Source organism: Acetobacteraceae bacterium (genome assembly GCA_039613835.1).
Taxonomy (GTDB): domain Bacteria; phylum Pseudomonadota; class Alphaproteobacteria; order Acetobacterales; family Acetobacteraceae; genus Sorlinia.
The window spans coordinates 1,842,694-1,861,450 of sequence record CP154827.1 but is presented as its reverse complement, the minus strand read 5'-3'; the positions used below and the strand labels follow the sequence as shown (position 1 = coordinate 1,861,450).

The window sequence follows — 18,757 nt, the reverse complement described above, 5'->3', positions numbered from 1 at the left end:
GGGCGAGACGCGGCATGGAGGAGAGGAGAAGATGAGAGAGAGCATGAAAATCCTGATATTGGGCAGCACGAGAGAGGCACGCCTGCTTGCTGAAAACCCGCATGTCCCGCAACAGGCACGTTTTATATTTTCTCTCGCGGGGGTAACGCAAGCGCCAGATCTCCCTCAAGGACAGACGCGCCTCGGTGGGTTCGGCGGTGTTGAGGGCCTGGTCGCTTATCTCAAGCGGAAAAATATTGCCGCCGTGATTGACGCGACCCATCCCTTCGCCGCGCGCATCAGCCATCATGCCGCCGCCGCGTGCGCGGCAACATACCGTCCAATCCTGCGACTCGGTCGACCCACATGGCAGAAACAGCCGGGAGATTATTGGGTGGATGTCGCCACCTTGAATGACGCGGTCCCGACGCTCGGCATGGCGCCACGGCGCGTGTTGCTGACAACGGGTCGGCAGCATGTCGCCCCTTTTATCAGTGCGCCGCAACACCGTCATTTTCTGAGGTCGATCGAACCGATTTCACAAGATCTTCCCGCTTTCTTCGAGACAATCATCGCGCCCCCCTTTTACGCTGGAAGATGAACTCGCCCTTTTCACGCTTTTAAATATCGACACGCTCGTCACGAAAATAGTGGTGCGCCCGCTATCGCCGCAAAACTGGACGCCGCGCGTCAGCTCGGACTGCGCGTGATCATGATTAACCGCCCTCCTCTCCCTCCCATTGAGGAAGTCAGCACGATAGAGGGCGCGCTTCAGTGGGTGGCCGAGCTTGCTTCAGGCGATTAAGAGACGGAGCAGCTTTGATTTACGCCTCTGAAACGCTGCGCGGCGTATAGAGCCAGGCCTTGCCGTCCGGCCGCGCAACGCGGCGCGTGGATCGGACGCCGATCAGGATGAGCGTCGCCATATCGGCTTGATGGGCCATGCAGTTGACGAGGGTCGATAATTCCAGCCGCTCATCCGGGCGGATTACATGATGGGCAAAGGCGATTTCCGTTTCCGGCGGCAGAATGGTGCGCAGGCAGTCAAATGCGTTCGCCAATTGGTCAGGCCGTGCGCGAGACCTCGGATTGTAAAGTGCCATCACGAAATCCCCCTGCACTGCCGCGACGAGGCGTTTCTCGATAACGACCCACGGCTTGAGATTATCGGACAGGGACATAACGACAAAATCATTGCCAAGCGGCGCTCCCAGGCGGGAAGCTGCCGCTAGAACGGCCGTTACGCCCGGCACTATTTTGACGTCGACCTCTCGCCATGAGGCTGGGCCAGTCTCCATCGCTTCAAAAAGCGCGCGCGCCACCTCATCGCCATTATCGGAGGTATGGCCCGTAAACGCCCCCAAATGCTGGATGCGCGCGAGGTAAGGCCCGTAACCATAAACATCCGTTACCGCGCCGAGCGCCTCTCGCGCTTCCTGCGTGAGGAGGTCGAGGCTTCCGGGCCCGATGCCGATAACATAAATTCGGCTCATCACGCGCGTTTCCGCCCGGGCAGAAGCACCATCGAGAAGTAAGGCGCACGTTCAGGCGCCTGTGGGAAGGGGACGATGCGTTACTGGGGCCGTGAGCCATGCTCCACATGAATTGCCGACGCGGCAAAGTCTAACTCCGTCAGGACGCGCCGTAATTTTGGCATATTGCGCCTCAATTTCATGAAAACAAACGCATCGCCCGCCTGCATGAGCTGGCGCAGACGCGCCTCGCTCAACGTGCAAGGCAGCACGGTCAGGATATCATCGCCATGCACCATCGGCAGGCGCGCCGCAGACCAGCGTCCACTCATACCCGTGACACCGGGCACGATCTCGCTTTCAAAGCGCCCGGCCAGACGGTCATGGAGATACATTGCGGAACCATAAAGGAAGGGATCCCCCTCGCACAAAAGCGTGACATCACGCCCCTGATCGAGATGCGTCGCCATTTCCCGGGCGCAATGATCGTAAAATTCACGGATTTCACGTGTGTAACGCGCGTCCGTCCCCGCGACACCTGTCGTGAAGGGATAAACGAATTGCAGAAGGTGGGCGTCGGGCGCGATATATTCCCTGGCCGTCATGTAAGCCCGTCCGGCGCAATTTGCCGCGCAGAAATAAGCGATGATCGGGGCGGGTGCGATGTGACGCGCTGCTTTCACGGTCAATAATTCCGGATCCCCCGGCCCGACACCGATAATGACCAGCTTCCCCGTCATGGTTTTAGAGCGCCGGAGATTTGTGCCAATTTTGCTGAACCCCACGGGCAATGACGGTGAATGCAGCGCTCATTTATCACAGATCGTGCGGGATCAAAACTTTCCGGCCCTGATGGATGATCGCGCTGTTGAAATTCCGTTCTGCGCGCTCAGTCTTCCCGGGGCGAGGCGAGCGCATTGACGCAGGAAGCCGCCAGCGCGCTCCCCCCGAGACGGCCCCGCACAATGGCGTGAAGGCCGTAAACCCCCTGTGCGAGGGCTTCCTTGGATTCCGCCGCGCCAACGAAACCCACGGGCATACCGATGATGGCGGCCGGTTTCATGGCGCCCGCGCGCATATGCTCCATCACGCGAAATAACGCCGTCGGGGCATTGCCGATCACGATCAGCGCCCCCTCCGCCTGCGGAAGCCATAAATCAACCGCAGCGGCCGAGCGCGTATGGCCGATATGCTGTGCATGATCCGGTACATCGGGATGACGCAAGGTGCAGATGACTTCATTATGCGCAGGCAGGCTCGCGCGTGACACCTTGCGCCACCATCATCGAGTCACACAAAATGGGGGCACCCTGTTGTAAGGCCCGGGACGCCTTCTCAAAGAAATCCGCTGAAAAGACGATGTGATCCGTGATGTTGACCATGCCACAACCATGGATTATTCGCACCACGACACGCGCTTCATCCTGCATGAAACGGGAGAGGTCAGCTTCCGCACGGATGATGCGGAATGATTCTGCATAAATCGAAGCGCCATCACGCGTGTAATCAATCACTGGGTCATTCATTTGCGCAACGCGTCCGCTTCATTTTGCGATTTCAGCATGTCCCCGATCGCCTCCCGCGTCATGATCTGATACGTCTCAGCGCAATGAGTGTTACCGTTTTTGATAACCGCATAACCGTTTTCAGCCCCCACAATCGTCACGTCGGCTTTGCCGGGATGGGCGCAGCCTTTACGACAACCTGAGACATGCAGGCTTGTGGGCGCCTTCAAAGTGGCGGCAAAATAACGGGCATCCTGCATCGTGTCCATGTGCGCGTGCACACACTCTTCAATGCCGCAACATGCGAAAATCCGCGCCATTTTGTCATCAGGGTCCATCACCAGACAGAGCATGGAGAGGGCTTTCAGCGTCATGAAGCCGCGGCCTGGCAAAGTCGGATTTCATCCACATTTTCCGCAATCTGATGGATGTCATCGCTTTTGAGCACGCCAAGGGCAACGCCATAGCACCGCCAGCCTGAGGGAAGTTTGCCAATAAGTCGGTGCAAAGGGGTGCGGCGTTTACCGCGCGAGGCGTCGCAATGCGACTTCCCGGCCGGGAGATGGCACATGCCGCCGCGAACTCTATGATGGCGTCCACGACCTTCGATGCCTCTGAAATGCGCGTTTCCTGGCGGCATCGGACACGCCATAAACGCCCCTCACAGCTGGCAGTGATATCCGCCGCTATCGAACCGACTGGAAGAAACCCCCCGCCATCAACGCCGAAGCAAAATTTGGGCGGCAGGCTATCTGGCAGGGGATGTCGCTCTAAAGCCGCCATAAGTTGCGTGGCGATTTCCGCCGCTTCAGGAGCGCAGGCTGGGTCAATAGCGTGAAGTGAGGATATCAGAACGGACTGACGGATCCGTTCCAGCGATGGCGAGGCGTCGGATAATGCCGCGTCAATCAAAATCTGCTGGCATGTCGCGACGGATTGCGCTTGAAGGCCGCGAATCTGGAGATTGCCGCGCATTGTGACTTGCACGATGCCACGCCCGTAACGCGCGGCGGTTTCTGCGAGTGCGTGAAGTTGCCCTGACTTGAGGACACCTCCCGGCGGCGTCAGACGGATGAGAAAACCGTCTTTCGCTTCCATCGGTTTATGAAGTCCAGGGCACCATCCTTTGACAAGCATCAAGTCATCCGCAAAATAAACGGGCGTCGCGGTGCATGTTTCATCACCCCAACGCCCGTTTGAAACATACGCACCGCGCACGGCCCGCTACTTTCCTAGCCCGGCCCGGGCAGGGCACCGGTATGCTTCGATTGGTAGGAGGACAAAGCCGGCGACGTCGCGAGAGGCGGGGCACCGATTTCAAGGCTCTGACTTCGCAAAATCAGCCCATTTGGCAGAGCACCCAACATGACGGTCAGGCAAGCGAGGATCGTGATCAGCGCCACATTGGAAACATTGGGGCTTTGTGGCGCAAGCTCATGCGTTTCATCGTTGCGGCCCGGTGTCATCATGACGAAGATCACGCGCAGATAATAGAAGAGACCGATCACACTGCTGATGACCAGAGCAGCAAGCAGCCAGTGGCGATGGGCTGCGAGCCCTGCCGCCGCAACGTAAAATTTCGCAAAAAACCCGACGACAGGCGGAATACCCGCGAGCGACACGAGGGCAATGGACATGACCAGCGCCGCGAAAGGCCGCTTGCGCGCGAGCCCATGCCATTGACGAATATCCCGGGATTGCGGCATGACACCCGCCATCACGGCGAAAACGGCCAGAGTCGAAACCGTGTAGGCAGCCAAGTAAAATGCCGCACTGGGGAAACCGTAAGGCATTGGCGAGAGAAAAGCGACCAGAAGGTAACCAATATGGGCAATGGAGGACCCGGCCATCAGGCGGCGAAGGTCTTTCTGCACGATCGCGAGCAGATTGCCACCGACCATGCTGAGGATCGCGATAATCGCGATTTCATCATATAATATTCCGGGCGCAAAAAGATTGATCGTCGAGAAATAACGCATCATCGCCGCAAACACCGCGACTTTGGATGTTACCGCAACGATGACCGCAACCGGGATCGACGTCCCTTCCAACACGTCAGCCAGCCAGAGGTGAAAGGGCGCGGCGGAGAGTTTGAAGAATAATCCCGTCAGGAGAAGCGTGAGCCCCGCATAAGCGATGCCGGGTGATGGAATATTATCCAAATTGGGGAAGCGGAAGGTCAGCAATCCTGTTTCCGCGTAGATCAGCGCAAAGCCGAAAAGCATCATCCCTGACGCGACGCCGGAGAGGATCAGATATTTCATCCCCGCCTCACCCGCGAGGAGGCTGCGATTATGAAAGGCGATCAGTCCGATGAGAGACAGGCTCAACGTTTCAAGCCCGATGAAGAACGTGACGATCGACACCGCGCTCGTCATCGCGACGCCACCCAGGGTGGAAATCAGAAGCAGAATGTAAAATTCGCTCCCTGTCTGCGCATCACCCCCGCTCGCTTTGACCGGCGCCATGAGGATAACGGATATCGCGCAGAAAATGATCAGCAGACTGGTGAAGGTGCTCCATGAATCCAGCCGGAACAGGGTCAGGCCCTCAAGATGCGGCAGGATCTGCGGCATGGCGAGGCTGAAGGCCGCCGCGATCAGAATCAGGGCCGAAAAGACAGCGTCGCGCATGACGTGACGCCGTATGGCGACAAGCGCCATCAGGATCAGGCTGCCAGCACCGAGGACGAGCACGCCATTGGGGAAAGTCGTTTGAGTCAACATGGAGGACGCCATCATGGAACCTGCTGCTCCTGTGCGATACGGGCCATTTCCGGGAGTGCCGGGTTGGATCGGTCAAGCACGGGCTGAGGATAGACGCCAAGTGCAATCAACAGCATAGCCGCCCCGCCAAGGAAGGAAACATGCCGGTAGGAGACTGGACCAAGCGGACGCGCCTGATCCAATGTTTTCGACCCGTAAAAAATGCGGAGCATCATTGTCAGAGAGTAGACTGAGGAGAGGATAAGAGCTGATGCGGAAATGATCGCCATCGTGTGATTGACCGACCAGGTACCGAGCAGCGTCAGGAATTCCCCGATGAAATTGCCCAGACCCGGCAAGCCCAGCGAGGCCGCTGCGAATAACATGACCAGACCGGAAAATTGGGGCATGGCAGGCCATAAACCGCCCATTCTGCCCATATCGCGTGTCTGGAGGCGATCCTCCAACAATCCCGCGATGATGAAGAGCGCGCCCGTGCTGAGGCCATGCGCCACCATCTGAATAACCGCGCCCTCCAGCCCGATTTTTGTCCCTGAAAAAATGCCGAGAAGGATGAACCCGAGGTGACTGACGGAGGAATAAGCGATCAACCGCTTGAGATCATTCTGCGCGAAAGCGATCCAGGCACAATAGATCAAACCGATCACGCCAAGAGTCATGGCAACCGGCGCGATCAACGGTGCCGCTGAAGGATAAAGCTCCCAGACAAAGCGGATCAGGCCATATCCGCCCGTTTTGGCCATCACGCCTGACAGAAGCAACGTCGCCGGGATGGGGGCCGAGGCATAAGTATCCGGCAGCCAGGCATGGAAAGGTACCATCGGCAATTTGACGACAAAGGCGATGAAAAAGCCTAGCATCAACACGTAGGACCACCGGGATGACGCCGCTGTACCCGCGAGATCCGCGTAATCAAACGTCACAACTCCGGCCTCATGCTGATGCAACAGCACCAGCCCGATCATGGACAGCATCATCAACAGGCTGCTGCCCTGCGTGAACATGAAAAATTTAAGCGCCGCGCGACCCCTGTTCTCATCTCCCCAGATGATGATCAGCGCGAACATCGGCAGAAGCATCATCTCCCAGAAGAAGAAAAACAGCATCAGATCGGTCGCGAGGAAGACGCCACTCATACCGGCGACTGTCATCAGCAGCAGGCACTGAAACAAACCGCCGCGACCCTTGACCTGTGCGCAGGGCAGTAAAATGCAGGGCAGCGCAATCAGGACATTAAGCCACAACACAATGAGGCTCAACCCATCCATGGAGAGATGACAATTGATGCCGATAGCCGGAATCCAGGGGATGAGGAACTGCGCCATCCAGCCTTGCTGGCCATGAAGGGTAAACGGAACCAGAAGCGCACCCATTAGCAGAACCGTCAGAACGCTGATTGTCCGCGGCAGGCGCATCCCTCCATTAAGGCCGGACAGCCAGGCCAGAAGTCCGCCAATAAAGGGAATGAGAACGAGAGCAGGAAGTGCCAGCATCGTTATACCGCCAGATACAGGGCCACAACCGTCGCCGCGGCTACCCAGCACGCGTAACGACGGACCTGACCGTTTTGGAATTTTGCGAACAACCAACCGAGGCTGTAAACCATCAGCCCCACCAAACCGTAAAAGCGGTCAATGAAGTCACTCTGATTAATGCGCGCCACGATTTCATAGGGACGTGAAACGGCCGCATTATAAGCCGCGTCAAAGCCCCAATCCGCACGCAACGTTTCGATCAGAACGCCCCCAGCCGGCTGCGATGCCTGGTTTTTGGGGCGCCATAGAAACCACGCTATCGTCACGCCGATCAACGGCACGATCGACCCGATAATGAGCAGCGCACTCCCATGCTCTTCCGCGATGGGGCCGAGCACAGGTCGCAGCAGGTTTGAGAAGAGATGGACGGGGAAAATCGCGTCAGGGACCTGCATCCACCCGCCTGCGACGGAGAGCACAGCGAGGACCGACATCGGCAGCGCCATGGCGAGGCCCGTACGCCCGTGATCATGCGTACGCGTGCCGCCCCAGAAGACGATGAAGACGCAGCGGAAGATATAGATCGACGTCATGAAGGCGCCCAGCAGCGCACCCGCCCAATAAAGCGGTGCCACATTAAACGCGTCCTGCAGGATCATTTCTTTTGAGAAGTAACCTGCCGTCACCAGAGGTAAACCAGCCAGCGCGGCGGAACCGATCAGGAAAGCGGCAAACACACCTGGCATACGCTGGCGCAGCCCCCCCATACGGAAAATATCCTTCTCATGATGAAGGCGCAGGATAATCGTGCCCGCCGTCATGAACAGTAATGCCTTGAAAAATGCATGGGTCACGAGGTGAAAAATGGCACCATGCCAGGCACCGCAGCCAATCGCGAGATACATATAACCAAGCTGGCTCATCGTGGAATAAGCGAGGATGCGCTTGATATCCGTCTGGACAAGCGCACTGCCCGCCGCCAGTAAAATCGTGACAAAACCGACAACGGCGCAGACATGCATAACGGCGGGCGTCAGCAGCAGGACATCGTGGAGACGCGCCAGAAGGTAAACCCCAGCCGTCACCATCGTCGCCGCGTGGATCAGGGCGGAAACGGGTGTCGGCCCCGCCATCGCATCGGGAAGCCAGGTCTGTAACGGCACCTGCGCGGATTTCGCCATGGCACCGCCGAGCAGGAAGAACATGCCCAGCGTCAGAAGATGATGCGGCAGACCGGGGGCGGCATGGATGAGAGAGGGGATATCCAGCGTGCCCGCCGCCGTCGCGAAAACGAAGAGGCCGAGCAGAAACAACGCATCGCCGATACGCGTCACCACGAAAGCCTTGCGCGCCGCGAGGGCATTCGGCCGCTCATGATACCAGAAGCCGATCAGGAGGTAAGAGCACAGCCCGACGCCTTCCCAACCAACAAACAGCACCGTGAGGTCGGAAGCGAGAACCAGCAGCAACATGGCGGCGACGAACAGCGTCATATAGGCGAAGAAACGCCCGATATCCTTATCGTCATACATATAGGCGCAAGCATAAATCAGGATGAGGAAACCCACACAGGACACGACAAGCAGCATGACGACAGAAAGGCGGTCCACCGTCAGCCCGACTTGCACCGAGAAATTATCGACATTGATCCAGTTCCAGAGGGTTATGTGGATGGCGCCATCTGACGCCGGACCGGCCAGGAAATTCCAGGAAACATAGATGGATAGAAGGGCGCATAGACCCATCCCGGCCCCGACGAGCAACGTTGTCGGCCGCGCCGACAGCCGCCCGCCCGTCAGGATCAAAATGACGGAAACAAGCAGTGGGCACAGAATGATGGCAGGGAGCAACGATGCCATTGCCTCAACCTTTCAAACGGTTGCACGAGTCGGCATCGAGCGTTGCGTGCCCTGCCGCGTGAAGTCTTAAAACAATTGCCAACCCCACCGAAGCTTCGGCGGCAGCGTAGGCGATGATCATAATGAACATGATCTGGCCATCCGCCTGATGCCACTTATTCCCCGCCGAGATAAAGGCGAGCGCGACCGCATTCAGCATGACTTCCGTCGAGAGCAGCATAAAAAGCAGGTTGCGACGCACCATGACGCCGAAGAGGCCGATACTGAAGAGGAATGCGGCGATGATGAGACCCAGATTGGGATCACTGGCGTTCATGATCAGCTATCCTTCTCGATGCGGCGGCCGATGTGATACGCGCTGACCAGCCCTGCCAGCAGCAGGAAGGAGGCGAGCTCAACCGTCAGAAGATAGGGCCGATAAAGACTATAAGCGACCAGGTCAGGCCCGATGACGTGGCTGTCACTGATCACGGACCTGTCCGCCGCACTCATCCGATGGAAGCTCGTGACAAGCACGATCATGAGAAGCGCCGCCAGCCCACCAGGGCCCGCCCAGACATGCGGGGCCAACCAGGCCTTCTCACGCTGTTGATCGGGCTGGCCGAGATTGACCATCATCACCACGAAGATGAAGAGAACCATCACGGCGCCCGCATAAACGACGATTTCAAGCATCGCCGCAAGCGGGGCGCCAAGTTGGTCAAAAACACATGCGAGCGCGATCAGCGACACCACCATGTAGAGCAGGCCATGCACCGCGATCGTCCGGGTGACCGCCATCGCCGCAGCGCAGATGGCAACCAACCCATATATTTCGAGAAGATAATTCATACTCAGGGCATCAGTGTATGAAGGTCGATCGGTTTGGCTTCATGCTCTGCCTCGCCCTTGTCTTTGCCGGGGATCTTAAGCCCGGACACGTTATAGAAGCTATAATCATGAACCTTCCCCGGCCCACTGATGAGCAGGTCTTCTTTCTCATAAACAAGATTCTGGCGCACATATTCACTCATCTCAAAATCCGGCGTAAGCTGAATGGCGTAAGTCGGGCACGCCTCCTCACAAAAACCGCAGAAAATGCAGCGTGAGAAGTTAATCTGAAAGAACTCAGGATACCAGCGCCCGTCCCGCTCACCCTTCTGGAGGGAGATGCAGTCAACCGGGCAGGCGGCAGCGCAGAGATTACAGGCAACGCAGCGCTCCTCCCCGCTCGGGTCACGCGTCAGAACGATGCGACCGCGATAGCGCGGCGACAGATAGGGCTTGACCTCCGGATAGGGCACTGTCTCATTATGCTGAAACAGATGCAGGAAGGTGAGCCAGATTGTGCGGATAATTCCAAACATGATGCAGCCCTCAGCCGCCTGCGCGCAGTAAAATAACTGCGCCGGTAACGACAATATTCAACAGCGATAGCGGCAGAAGCACCTTCCAGCCGAAAGCCATCAGCTGGTCATAACGCGGGCGCGGCAGCGCGGCGCGGAGCAGGATGAAAAAGCAGATCAGCAGGAAAACCTTCAGCGCAAACCAGATAAAAGGCGGCAGGAACGGACCATGCCAGCCACCCAGATAAAGTGTGGTGACAAGCGCCGACGTCATAGCCATACCGGCATATTCCGCCAGATAGAACATACCGAACTTCATGCCGGAATATTCTGTGTGGAAACCTGCCGTGATTTCATTCTCACCCTCTGGCAGGTCGAAGGGAAGACGGTGTGTTTCCGCGATACCGGCGATAAAGAAAATCACCGCGCCCAGAAATTGCGGGATGATGAACCACATATGTGTCTGCGCATCGACAATGGCGTGCAGGCTGAAGGAGCCGGCGAGCATCACCACGCCCATGACGGACAGGCCCATAAACACTTCGTAACTGATCATCTGCGCCGCAGCGCGCATGCCCCCTAACAGGGCATATTTATTATTGGATGACCAACCGGCGAGCACGACCGAATAAACGCCCAGCCCCGCCATCGCAAAGACAAACAGAACGCCGACATTGAGATCCGAGGCGATGCTCCAGCTTGGCGTGATCGGCACAACCCCGAAAGCGAGGAGAACGCAGAGAAACCCGATGATCGGGGCCAGCAGGAAGACCGGCTTATCCGCGAAAGGCGGCACCCAGTCCTGCTTGAAAAGCATTTTGATGGCGTCTGCCAGAAGCTGGAGAGACCCGAAAGGCCCGCACCGGTTCGGACCCGGGCGATCCTGCAGAAACCCGAGGAGGCGACGCTCCACCATTGTTGAGACAGCCGCAACGCCGAGGATGGCGAAGACGGTGACGACAATCATGACATAAATCGGGAAAGTCATCAGGCGTTCCCCGCTGCATCCAGTTGCGCTGGCAATCTGAGTTCAATCTCGGTCCATGACGGTGCGCTCCATGCGCGCACGGCCATATGCGGCGGACAGGTCACGACCCCTTCCGGCAGGGACGTATCCCCCCGGACAGGCAGCGTGACTTCCTGCCCATCAAGCTTCAGGATCGCTGTTGCACCCGCTGGCACCTGGCCCGAAATACGCAGGAATGCCTCATCAGCACGCTGCTTGATGGCCGGCGATAAAGGCGCAAGCTCATCTGTCCCGAAGACACGATATTCCGGCAGGACCAATATTTGGCCCGGGCGGGCAGTCGGGGCATCAGGGGCCGTGCCGCGATAGGCACCCGCTTGAGCCTCATGCGGCTCTATCAATCGAACGCCGCTCGGCCCTCCGCGCATCTCGCCACCAATTTCCTGCTGGAAACGGTTAAGAGATTGCTCGGAATTCCAGCCCGGCACACGGTAGTAGGGTACGAGGCTCCCCGGCATATCGGGGCCGTAGGACCCTTCCATCGTGGCGCCCAGAGGCGTATCTGATGAATGTGGCTGCGCCACATCCTTGACACTGATATGCGCGCGGATGGCGGTGCGTCCGCTGACACGATCCGTCTGGCTGCGGAGTTGACGTCCTTCAAAGCGGTAATCCGCATGGGGCGCGGCCTCAGAAGCACGACTCAGGGCGGGAATGTCTCGGCTGAGCGCACTGGCAACATCATCCAGCGTTTTCCATTTGGGGAAGTCACTGATCTGCGCCGCCTTCGCAAAATCGGCGATCCAACGCCATGCCACCTGAATGGGGGCGTCGGCATAAACCACCTGCAGAAAACGCTGCGCCCGCCCTTCGGCACTGACAAGCGTCCCTTCACACTCTGCATAACTGGCGGAAGGCACGGTGATGTCAGAGCGGATCGCGGTAGGCGTTACGGAATGTTCGATCACAACCAGTTTTTCCGCTGTATCAATGAGCGCTTCGAAACGCGCATCATCAAGGCGACGGGAGAGGTCATTTTCGAGGACAATCAATGTTGCGCCCTTCGCCTGGGCGCCGATTTTGTCAAGCGGCAAGCCACCCATCATGGCCATACCGACACTATTTGCCTCCGGCATGGCGAAGGCGATAGAGGGCGACTTACCCCGCGCTTTCAACGCGCGCACGATGTTGGCGGTCGCATGAAGCAGCGCTTCCAAAGCATATTGCAGCCCTGAGACGATCAAAGGCCGCTCTGCGCTCAACAGAAGGTCAGCCATGGCGCTGGCCTGAGCCGCTTCATCTTCCGACAATCCGGCGACGTCGGGCGCGCTACCATCAATGCGATGCGCCACAGCGAAACCGATCCGCGCGATCATCTCCGGTAGCGCACGGAAAGTCGAGGCCGCGAAAGCATCAAGATCCGTCTGAGCGGGGGAGAGAACCATCAGCGGTGAGACAGCATCCTGACCCAAAGTGCGCACAGAGGCATCAAGCCATTGCGGCACGTGGGCCTGATCCGCCGCTTTATTGCAGGCGGAACGTTTGATCTGCCGAAGGGCAAGGCTCATACGCGGCGCCGTCGCCGTGATATCCTCACCGAGAATAACGGCACCGTCGGATTTTTCCATCTCGGCCATCGTCGCAATTTTTGCGGGCGTTGCCTGCATCAGTTCAACAGCGAGATCGACGAGACGATGATGCGGCTCCGCCATGCCGGACGAGAAGTTTTCCGCCCCGACAAGGGTCCGCAACGCGAAATTGGACTCCAGCGACGCGCGGGGTGACCCGATACCGAGAAGTTTCGTCCCGGACGCGATGCGCCCGAATTCTTCCAATACGGTCTGGACAGGCGCGGCTGTCATCTCACTATTGACGACATAACCGGCCGCACGCAGGCGCGTCTCAGCATTGACCCAGCCATGACCGAACCGGCCACGATCACAAAGGAAATACCGGTTAACGTCATTATTATAACGATTGACCGTACGACGCACGATGCCCGCGCGCTCATTGATAATGGTGTTACAGCCGGAGGCACAATTGGCGCAGACAGAAGGCGCGCCCCGCATATCCCATTTACGGCTATAAATTTTGGAGAAAGGCTTGTCCGTAAAGACGCCGGTCGGGCAGACTTCGATCAGGTTACCACTGAAAGGGCTCTCCAGCGTGCCGCTTTCATGACGTCCGAAATAGACATTATTATGTGACGCGAAAACGCCGAGATCCCCACCGCCCGCATAATCCTTATAGAACCGCACGCAGCGATAACAGGCAATGCAGCGATTCATCTCATGTTTGACGAAAGGGCCGAGATCCTGATTATTGTGGGTGCGCTTATCAAAGCGATAGCGGCGCTCGCGATGCCCGGTCATGACCGTCATGTCCTGAAGATGGCACTCACCACCCTCCTCACAAACCGGGCAATCATGCGGGTGGTTGGTCATCAGCCATTCAACGACCTCACCGCGAAATTCCTTCGCTTCCGGGTCTTCAACTGAAATGATGGCACCTTCCGTCACAGGCGTCATACACGCCATGACGATACGTCCGCGCGTATCTTGAGCGTTCGCAAATTGCTTGGCGGCACATTGGCGGCACGCCCCGACAGATCCTAGCTCCGGATGCCAGCAGAAATAGGGCAGATCCGAGCCTGACTCCAGACATGCCTGTAAAAGGTTCTGATCTTCCCGCGTTTCAACTTCGCGGCCATCGATCGTAATTTTAGCCATCGGGCCGGTACTCCTAAGCCGCCTGCTCAGCTGAACGACCTTGCGAGAAGGTGCAGCGTTGCTGGCGGATATGTCTCTGAAAATCCTCTGCGAACAGCGTCAGGCCGCTTGAAAGTGGCGCGATCGCGCCCGGGGCGTGCGCACAGAAAGTGCGGCCCATCGGCCCGATCATGCGCGCCGCATCATCGAGGCGGTCTATATCCTCCTGCGTGCCTTTCCCATCTTCAATAACGGTCAGGAGGCGTTCCACCCAGGGAAGACCGTCACGACAAGGTGTGCACCAGCCGCAGGATTCCTGTGCAAAGAAATGCTCAAGATTTTTCAACATGCCGATCGGACAGGTCCGATCATCCAATAGAATGGCGAGACCCGTGCCCAGACGGCTGCCCGCCTTCTCCGGAGATGGATAATCCATCAGAATATTCTCATGCTCCGCCCCGAGAAACGCCGTGGACGCGCCACCGGGTAAGAAGGCTCGCAGCTTATAGCCATCCTGCATCCCGCCGGCATATTCATTCAGGATCACCCCAAGGGACGTGCCAAGCGGGAGTTCAAATACGCCGGGGTTTTTCGATCGACCACTCACGCCATAAAGTTTGGTGCCGCCATCTTCGCAATTACTGAGGCCAAGATACCAATCTTTGCCGTTCGCGAGGATCGGAGGGACGTTGCTGAACGTCTCAATATTATTGACGACGGTCGGCGCGCCCCACAAACCGCCCACCTGCGGGAAAGGCGGTTTACTGCGGGGATTGGCGCGGCGACCTTCCAGCGCAGTGATAAGCGCCGTTTCCTCACCGCAAATATAGCGCCCGCCGCTGGGATGGACGTGAATATTGAAATCAAATCCGGAGCCCTGAATGTTTTTCCCGAGCCGCCCGGCCTCCCGCGCCTGAATGACCGCTTTTTGCAGCCGCTCAAGCCCCAGGTGATATTCCCCGCGCAGAAAGATAATGCCGTGATCCGCCTGGATGGCGTGCCCGGTAATCATCATGCCTTCAATCAGCTGAAGCGGATTGCCCTCGACAAGGATGCGGTCCTTGAAAGTGCCCGGCTCCATCTCATCGCCATTAGCCACGACATATTTGAGACGGTCTTTCGCGGGCTCTTTCGGGACGAAACTCCATTTGAGGCCCGTATTGAAGCCGGCACCCCCGCGCCCGCGTAATTTGGAATTTTTAACTTCCTCAATCACATCATCCGGAGACATGGTCAGGGCACGGCGAATACCGCGCCAACCGCCGCGCGCTTCATATTGAGCGGGGTCGAGCGGCGCTTCACGGTTAACCAGCGCCGTGAGCGGCTGCTTTTCCGGGTTAGGCGTGGTCATGATTTTTGCTCCTGATATCATCGATGATCGCATCGATATCCTCGGGGCGGACAGGGCCGTAAAGCTCCTTGCCGATCAGCATTGCAGGCGCGTGGTCGCAATGCCCGAGGCAAACAATCGGTAGAAGAGTAAATTCACCGTCAGGCGTGGTTTCACCCATTTTAATCTGCAATTTTTTACAGAGGCGGTCCCGCGTCTGCTCCTGCCCCACAAGCCAGCATGAGACACTGTCACAGAGCATGATGACGTTTTTGCCAACAGGCTTACGGAATAACAGATTGAAGTAAGTCGCGATCCCGTCGAGATCGGCGGGCGTCATGCCCAGAACCTGCGCTGTCTGGGCGAGATGCGCGTCGCTGATCCAGCCGAAGCGCTCCTGCACCAATCTCAACGCCTCAATCGAAGCGCCGCGCGCGTGATGCTCATGCGCAACCATGCCTCGGAAGGTCTGCACCAGGTCAGAGGGGAGTTCGGCGTTTTGTGCCGTGTTATCAGCGGTCGACATCGGCCATCACAAAATCAATGCTTCCCAGAATGGCGATCAGGTCCGCGATCATCGCGCCTTTCGCCAGGAGGGGAATTTGTTGCAGGTGAATGAAAGAGGGCGTGCGGATACGCGTACGGTAGGAGGACGTACCGCCGTCACTTGTCAGATAATATTGATTGAGGCCCTTCGTCGCCTCAATACAGCTCCGCACCTCACCTGCCGGCATGACAAGCCCCCAACTGACGCCCACAAAGTGATGAATCAGCGTTTCGATATCATGCATCGTGCGCGGTTTTGGCGGGGGCATGGCCAGAGGATGCTCGGCCTTATACGGCCCTTCCGGCATATTACTGAGGCAGAAGCGGATGATGCGAAGGCTCTGCCGGATTTCCTCCATATGGACGGCGGCGCGATCATAGCAATCGCCATTTGTGCCTGTCGGGATGTCGAAATCGATTTGATCATAGCCGGAATAGGGCGCGACCTTGCGGTAATCCCATGCCAGGCCCGTCGCGCGCAGCCCTGGCCCCGTCACGCCCCAATCCACGGCTTCAGCCGTGTTATATATGCCGACACCCTTGGTGCGCCCACGGAAGATGGGGTTTTTCATGACCATCTTGTCATATTCATCAAGGCGCTTCGGCATGAAATCGAGAAATTCCCGAACCTCTTTCTCCCAGCCGATCGGGAGATCCATCGCCACGCCACCAATACGGAAGAAAGCCGGATGCATCCGGAAGCCACAGATCTTCTCAATGATGCTGAACACGCGCTCACGATCATTGAACATATAGAAGACGGGGGAAAGCTGCCCCAGATCCTGCACCATCGTCCCGTAGAAAACAAGGTGGCTTGAGATACGGAAAAACTCAGCCAGCATGACGCGCATCAATTGCGCGCGCGGAGGGACGGTTATCCCCGCAAGTTTCTCAACACCGAGAACATAGGGGAAGTTATTCATCACCCCGCCGACATAGTCGATACGGTCAGTATAGGGGATGAAGGAGTGCCAGGTCTGGCGCTCAGCCATTTTCTCAGCGCCGCGATGGTGGAAACCAATATCCGGCACGGCATCCACAATTTCCTCACCCTCAAGCTGTAATACGATGCGAAAGACACCGTGCACACTCGGGTGATTAGGCCCGAGATTGAGGAACATGAAGTCGCTATTATCGGAGTGCCGCTTCATCCCCCAGGCTTTGGGGTCAAAACGCAGGGCTTCCTGCTCGTCAAACACTTCGTCTTCCGACAATGTGTAAGGTGGCCGCTCCGTCGCGCGGGTGTAATGGTCCTTACGCAGGGGATGCCCCACCCAGCTTGGCGGCGTCATGATGCGCGTGAGGTGCGGGTGCCCCTCAAACACAATTCCGAAAAGATCCCAGACTTCCCGTTCCAGCCAATTGGCGTTGGGCCAGATATCCGTGATGGTCGGGAGGTTCAGGGCGCTGACGTCCAGAGGCACCTTCAGGCGCACTTCATCCAGCGAACCGGAGAAGGATTTAATGTGGTAAACCACGGTGAAATCGGCGTCCGGCAATCCTTGGCGGTGCTTATGCTCACGCTCATCAAGCGCTGTGAGGTCAAAAAGCATCCGTAAGGCGCCATCGGCCTTCAAGGACTTCAAGAGGGCGTGGATCTGCCCGCGCCGCACCCAGAAGGTGGGAACACCGTCACGCGTCGCCTCCTCAAGCAGGACGACATCCTGCGACCTGACGGCGACGAAAGCCCCGAGCGGGCTTCCCTTCAAGCGTTCAGTCACTTCAGTCATAACACCCCCGGCCTTTATACGGTATCTGGCGTGCGCAGGATGGTCGCTTTGCGACGCTCATCTTGTTTAAGGTCGCGCATGCTCTGCGGTGTCACCTTTGTGACGCCCTGATCACCGATCATCCAGCTGAGCGGCCGCCGCTGCTTGCCGATTGAGTCCTGAAGCAGCATGAGCCCCTCAATCAGGGCATTCGGGCAGGGCGGACAGCCGGGGACGTAAACATCGACCGGCATAATGGTGTCAACACCCTGTACGACACTATATATGTCGTACATACCGCCCGAATTCGCGCAGGAGCCCATGGAGATTACCCAGCGGGGCTCAAGCATCTGGTCGTAAAGATATTTCACGATCGGCGCCATTTTCCGGAAAACAGTGCCCGCGATGATCATGAGATCCGCCTCTCGCGGCGTGGCGCGCAGAACCTCTGACCCGAACCGGGCAATATCGTAACGACTGGTCAGGGCCGTAGCTGTCTCAACGTAGCAGCAGGAAAGACCGAAATTAAACGGCCAGACAGAGTTTTTCTGTCCCCAGGAGATGAAGTCCTGTAATTTGCCGACGACGACATTGCGGCGCACATCCTCCTGGGCAAGGAGCTCCTCCGGCTTTTGCAACCGCGGCTGTCCGACGGCTGAGGTTAAGGTCCAGGACATAATTTTAAACCTCGCGCTTGAGTATCTTGACGAGCTCGGCAGGCGTATTCTGCGGCAGTCGCACCTTCGCGCGGCGCAGTTTAGGGCCCCATTCCAGCGCGCCGCTGCGCCAGAGGTAAACGAGTGCCAAAGTCAGAAAAACGATAAAACTCACGATGGTGATGAAAGCGGGCCACCCCATCTGCCGCGTTACCGTCGCCCAGACATAGATGAAAACGCCCTCAACATCGAAAATAACGAAAAATACCGCCAACAGGTAATATTGCGCCGGCAGGCGCAGCCGCGCTGAACCCGTCTCCATAATGCCGGACTCGTAAGGGAGACTCATAGAGCGCCCCCGCGCCGCACCGACGCGCCGCGGGCCTATAGCAGCGGACAGAGCCACGACAATACACAAAAACACCACGGTGAACGCGATATAAATGAGAAGAGCGTGATCAACAAAAATTTGAGTCACTGGTACGACTACCTATTTCGAC

Annotated in this window: 17 protein-coding genes and 2 pseudogenes; 1 reads left to right on the top strand and 18 read right to left on the bottom strand. The window is 57.7% G+C overall.

What is annotated here, in order from left to right; all coding sequences use genetic code 11:
• Positions 1-31 precede the first annotated feature (31 nt).
• Positions 32-784: pseudogene (locus AAYR33_10290) on the top strand (cobalt-precorrin-6A reductase).
• Positions 785-803: 19 nt separating this feature from the next.
• On the opposite strand, the gene AAYR33_10285 reads toward AAYR33_10290, so the two are convergent.
• The 18 genes and pseudogenes from AAYR33_10285 to ndhC form a co-directional block, all read right to left on the bottom strand.
• Entirely contained in the window at positions 804-1,472 is a 669-nt protein-coding gene (locus tag AAYR33_10285; GenBank protein ID XAO71324.1) for a precorrin-3B C(17)-methyltransferase, read from the bottom strand.
• An 80-nt stretch (positions 1,473-1,552) separates the two neighbouring features.
• Complete coding sequence (cobI, locus tag AAYR33_10280; GenBank protein XAO71323.1) at positions 1,553-2,236, bottom strand: precorrin-2 C(20)-methyltransferase; 684 nt, start codon at positions 2,234-2,236, stop codon at positions 1,553-1,555.
• Positions 2,237-2,340: 104 nt separating this feature from the next.
• Positions 2,341-2,965 (bottom strand): annotated as a pseudogene (locus AAYR33_10275) (precorrin-8X methylmutase).
• 8 nt (positions 2,966-2,973) lie between these two features.
• Positions 2,974-3,330, bottom strand: a complete 357-nt coding sequence (locus AAYR33_10270) for a hypothetical protein (protein ID XAO71322.1) — start codon at positions 3,328-3,330, stop codon at positions 2,974-2,976.
• Positions 3,284-4,174: a hypothetical protein gene (locus AAYR33_10265; GenBank protein ID XAO71321.1), complete on the bottom strand. Its 891-nt coding sequence runs from the start codon at positions 4,172-4,174 to the stop codon at positions 3,284-3,286. Before AAYR33_10265 ends, AAYR33_10270 begins: the two co-directional genes overlap by 47 nt.
• Before the next feature lie 14 nt (positions 4,175-4,188).
• Positions 4,189-5,697, bottom strand: a complete 1,509-nt coding sequence (locus AAYR33_10260) for an NADH-quinone oxidoreductase subunit N (protein XAO71320.1) — start codon at positions 5,695-5,697, stop codon at positions 4,189-4,191.
• A complete protein-coding gene (locus AAYR33_10255; GenBank protein XAO71319.1) occupies positions 5,694-7,175 on the bottom strand; it encodes an NADH-quinone oxidoreductase subunit M in 1,482 nt (493 codons plus the stop codon). The genes AAYR33_10260 and AAYR33_10255 overlap by 4 nt, the downstream gene beginning before the upstream one ends.
• Positions 7,176-7,177: 2 nt before the next feature.
• Entirely contained in the window at positions 7,178-9,016 is a 1,839-nt protein-coding gene (nuoL, locus tag AAYR33_10250; protein ID XAO71318.1) for an NADH-quinone oxidoreductase subunit L, read from the bottom strand.
• Positions 9,017-9,020: 4 nt separating this feature from the next.
• On the bottom strand, positions 9,021-9,332 hold the full coding sequence (nuoK, locus tag AAYR33_10245) for an NADH-quinone oxidoreductase subunit NuoK (GenBank protein ID XAO71317.1): 312 nt from the start codon (positions 9,330-9,332) through the stop codon (positions 9,021-9,023).
• A 2-nt stretch (positions 9,333-9,334) separates the two neighbouring features.
• Positions 9,335-9,847 carry an NADH-quinone oxidoreductase subunit J gene (nuoJ, locus tag AAYR33_10240; protein XAO71316.1) on the bottom strand — a complete coding sequence of 171 codons (513 nt, stop codon included), beginning with the start codon at positions 9,845-9,847 and terminating at the stop codon, positions 9,335-9,337.
• 2 nt (positions 9,848-9,849) lie between these two features.
• Positions 9,850-10,362, bottom strand: a complete 513-nt coding sequence (gene nuoI, locus AAYR33_10235) for an NADH-quinone oxidoreductase subunit NuoI (protein XAO71315.1) — start codon at positions 10,360-10,362, stop codon at positions 9,850-9,852.
• 10 nt (positions 10,363-10,372) lie between these two features.
• Entirely contained in the window at positions 10,373-11,329 is a 957-nt protein-coding gene (gene nuoH / locus AAYR33_10230; GenBank protein ID XAO71314.1) for an NADH-quinone oxidoreductase subunit NuoH, read from the bottom strand.
• Positions 11,329-14,037: an NADH-quinone oxidoreductase subunit NuoG gene (gene nuoG / locus AAYR33_10225; GenBank protein ID XAO71313.1), complete on the bottom strand. Its 2,709-nt coding sequence runs from the start codon at positions 14,035-14,037 to the stop codon at positions 11,329-11,331. Before nuoG ends, nuoH begins: the two co-directional genes overlap by 1 nt.
• A gap of 13 nt (positions 14,038-14,050) precedes the next feature.
• Positions 14,051-15,367 (bottom strand): NADH-quinone oxidoreductase subunit NuoF, encoded by a 1,317-nt coding sequence (gene nuoF / locus AAYR33_10220; GenBank protein ID XAO71312.1) that lies wholly within the window; start codon positions 15,365-15,367, stop codon positions 14,051-14,053.
• Positions 15,354-15,872 (bottom strand): NADH-quinone oxidoreductase subunit NuoE, encoded by a 519-nt coding sequence (nuoE, locus tag AAYR33_10215; GenBank protein XAO71311.1) that lies wholly within the window; start codon positions 15,870-15,872, stop codon positions 15,354-15,356. The genes nuoF and nuoE overlap by 14 nt, the downstream gene beginning before the upstream one ends.
• Complete coding sequence (gene nuoC / locus AAYR33_10210) at positions 15,859-17,622, bottom strand: NADH-quinone oxidoreductase subunit C/D (GenBank protein XAO71310.1); 1,764 nt, start codon at positions 17,620-17,622, stop codon at positions 15,859-15,861. The genes nuoE and nuoC overlap by 14 nt, the downstream gene beginning before the upstream one ends.
• Positions 17,623-17,636: 14 nt before the next feature.
• Entirely contained in the window at positions 17,637-18,278 is a 642-nt protein-coding gene (locus AAYR33_10205; protein XAO71309.1) for an NADH-quinone oxidoreductase subunit B family protein, read from the bottom strand.
• 4 nt (positions 18,279-18,282) lie between these two features.
• Entirely contained in the window at positions 18,283-18,663 is a 381-nt protein-coding gene (ndhC, locus tag AAYR33_10200; GenBank protein ID XAO71308.1) for an NADH-quinone oxidoreductase subunit A, read from the bottom strand.
• Positions 18,664-18,757 lie beyond the last annotated feature (94 nt).